The sequence below is a fragment of the uncultured Dialister sp. genome, assembly GCA_900314595.1.
GTDB lineage: Bacteria > Bacillota > Negativicutes > Veillonellales > Dialisteraceae > Dialister.
Genome location: OMVW01000078.1, coordinates 1 through 2,914 on the forward strand (window position 1 = coordinate 1; position 2,914 = coordinate 2,914).

The following is a 2,914-nucleotide window of genomic DNA, read 5'->3' on the forward strand; positions in this document are numbered from 1 at the left end:
TTTGTTTTGGCATAATTAAATTATACCATGCGAAGAACCCATCGGCCTTTTTAAGTCGATGGGTTCTTTGTTTTAGTTGTACATTTTCTGTACAGCCCCTTCTTTCACTTACCACTTTTATACGATTGGGAACAGCACTCTTGCCAGATAAATGGTACCGGTCATTGTGATTCCCGAGAGGATGGTGCTCATCATGACCAGTTCTGTTGCAAAGTCCACACAGTTGTCAAATTCCACCGCATAGAGAACGGAATTGGCCGGGGCCGGTACGGAGCACATGATGAGGATGGTCTGGCTGATGACCGGGTCAAAAGTGACACCGAGAAGTGCCCAGACTTTGATGAAAAGGAATCCGAGCACTGGTCCGCAGATGAGGCGGAGAAAGGCACCCAGCCAGGCATCGGGATCGGAGAAGGAAATTTTGCTTCGGTGAATCTGGATGCCCATGGTCACCATGACGATGGCTACCAGGGCAGCTGCAGAATTCTGCAGAATGGGCCAGAGGAAAGTGGTGCTCATGTCAAAACCGGAATACTTGATGGCAAAAACCAGTGCCAGCGTATAGGGGACGGGCATATGGAAGACCACGGAAATCGCATCTCTCGGCGTGAGCCGGCCTTTTCCCGCCTGATAGAGGCCAAGGGTATTCAGGAACATATTCATCTGTACAAGCATCATGGTAGCCGCCGCACTGGCCATGGCCAGGTAGGGCAGTTTCCCGTCCACGATATAAGGAGCATTGGAAAAAACGAGAGCAATCAGGGCGACGCCTATATTTCCATTATTGGAAAACATGGTGCCGTTTTTCAGCGCTTCAATTTTGGAAGAAGGAAAGCCCCTCATCCTTCCTGCAATCGTGGCCAGTATCCCCACGCAGATCATGACCACCAGGGAAATCAGGAATACATGAAGCATGGAAATATCGATTTCAGCCACATAGATGCTGTAGAAAATAAAGCAGGGCAGCACGATAAAGAAGGTGAGCTTCGTGAAGGATGCCACGTCCAGTTTATATTTCCTGTCCAGCATGTAGCCGATGAAGACAAATACGAGAAGGGGCAGGATATTGTCTGAAATAATCTGAAGAAATGCCATATCTGCCTCCTTAAAGTCCCATGGGGAAAAGGAACCCGGAAATATAGATAGCTCCCGTCACCGTGACAAGTCCGCAAACCGTATTGAACAGGATGGACTGGGTAAGATACGTAGAGTCATCCTTGTACTCTGCACCGTAAATAATGAGGGACATGGCAGAAGGAATCGCGGCGAAGAGGAAGAATACCTGCTCTGCCACCGGATTGTGGATTCCCAGAAAAGACCCGGGGACCTGAAGAATTCCATAGGCCAGAAGAGGCATGACGAAAAGTTTCATGGCCATGGCAGAAATCATGGAAAAATCCGGCCGCTGTATATGACTCCTGTGAAGCTGGATACCGATAGTCACAGTGACCAGGATCATAAAGGCCCCATTGAAATGGATGAATACGGGCCACAGGAAGGAATGCTGAAGCGGGACCTGCGCCAGGCGGGCAATCAGGGCCAGCACAGCCGCATAGAGGGCCGGCATTTTCAGGATATAAAGAAGAAATTCGGTGACCGAAGCCCCCCGGTTGCGGATAAGGGCTGCGCCGAAGACGTTGGTTGCGATATTCATGATGATCATGAGAATGGTCATGGCTCCCATGGCTTCCGCCAGGTACGGATGACTGGGCCCGTCGGCAAAAGGCGGATGGGTATAAATCATCATGATGAGTGCCACTCCGATATGACCGGAATTGCACAGGGTGGAAACGGCCTTGAATTCGTCCCGTTTCTCATCGCCAAGCCCCAGAGCCCTGCCGGTCACGGCCGAAAGGATATACTGCAGTACAAGGAGAAGGATAGCCGCCGGAAGGAGCAGCAGATCCGCCTCGCTTCCCTGGTACCGGTACAGATTGAAGAAGACAAAGCAGGGCAGCACCACCAGCACGATGAGTTTGCTGTAAGTCCCAAGGTCCAGCTTGAATTTGCTGTCCAGGAACCAGCCTGCCCAGATAAAGACAAGGAGCGGCAGGATGTCGTTCCATATTATCGATAATACCGTCATAAAAACCCCTTTTGTATCCTTTTGAGAAAGTTTCTTATTATTAGTATTTTTTAGTATACATCGAAATGGCAGGAGAATAAAGGGGGAAATGATTCGACTTTTGCGGAACAGGATTGCTCTCTTCTTTGAAAACTTTTGAGCCGGGGGTATCGGGATTGTCGGGGCTGTCGGGAATATCGGGGAGGTATCGGCGCCGGTGCGCCGATCAATTTTTATAGGGAATCTGCACAGACGGAGTTGAAAAGCCCGTACAGATAGAAATGCCTCAAACATCCCGCGGAAACGCTCCCCTCACAGGCCCCCGAAGTTCGGGGGCTCTTGCTTACTGATAGAGTCAAACCTCTCAAGTACATTTCATCAATCAGCCTCATAGGTGCCTTGCAGATTTCAGGACTAATGACATACCGTTTTTACTCCAAATGCCTCAAAAGGAATGCGGAAAAGGGCAGCGGAGCTCCGGCGCAGCCGGTGAGGGTGAACTGCACTTTCGACGGTAAATTCCCCAGGCACTCTTGCCCCGGTGTCCCCCATCGGGGGAAACTCCCGCGAAGCGGGTAAAGGGGTGTACTAACGGTTCATGGCAATATGTGGGACAATAAAAGATACCTTTATGACCTGAAAACTGTTCATTCGGATTAATGCGTAATATGGACGCCGGGCTAATGAGCCATATAAGAATGAAAAGCTGTACATTGAAGTTCATAATTAATAGCACCATGTTTGAATGGGCCCCAATAGGGTAGAGTTATTAGCCCTCCCATTGCACCGTACGTACGGTCCTCGTATACGGCGCTACATTGTTACATCTATTCCTTAAGCTCAGATAGT

General features: G+C 49.7%; 2 protein-coding genes. Both read right to left on the reverse strand.

What is annotated here, in order from left to right; translation table 11 throughout:
* Nucleotides 1-117: 117 nt before the first annotated feature.
* On the reverse strand, nt 118-1,095 hold the full coding sequence (locus QZN42_RS10095) for an AEC family transporter (protein WP_296957330.1): 978 nt from the start codon (nt 1,093-1,095) through the stop codon (nt 118-120).
* A 10-nt stretch (nt 1,096-1,105) separates the two neighbouring features.
* On the reverse strand, nt 1,106-2,086 hold the full coding sequence (locus QZN42_RS10100) for an AEC family transporter (RefSeq protein WP_296957332.1): 981 nt from the start codon (nt 2,084-2,086) through the stop codon (nt 1,106-1,108).
* Between the last annotated feature and the right edge of the window lie 828 nt (nt 2,087-2,914).